The organism is Ochrobactrum sp. SFR4 (assembly GCF_019730395.1).
Classification (GTDB): Bacteria; Pseudomonadota; Alphaproteobacteria; order Rhizobiales; family Rhizobiaceae; genus Pseudochrobactrum.
Window position 1 is genome coordinate 1 of the sequence record NZ_JAAPBB010000598.1, and the last position, 299, is coordinate 299.

Genomic DNA, 299 nt, shown 5'->3' on the forward strand with positions numbered 1-299 from the left:
GTGCAAGACTGATGCTTTTTTGGGTTAAGGTCTGGCGGTCATTGGCACCGATCATCATGACGATGACAGCGGGTTTCTGCTCTGCCAGAATAGCAGGCAGTTCTTTGCTCCAGTTATAATAATCCTGACGGACAAAGCCGGATGAGCCATTGCTGCGGTTGATGACTTGCAGATCGGCGGCTTCGGCGAAGGTTTCCGTTAAACCTTCAGCAAGTCCGCCTGCAATAAAATCACCGATGACCAGAATTTTAGCGGCATCAGGGTTTTTGGCAATAACAGGTGCGGGTGGCGGTGCGGCG

General features: G+C 51.8%; 1 protein-coding gene. It reads right to left on the reverse strand.

Annotation, left to right across the window (positions count from 1 at the left end; translation table 11 throughout):
• Positions 1-299 (reverse strand): DUF459 domain-containing protein (locus HBA93_RS20425; RefSeq protein ID WP_221724493.1); only part of this gene is annotated, 299 nt, incomplete at both ends.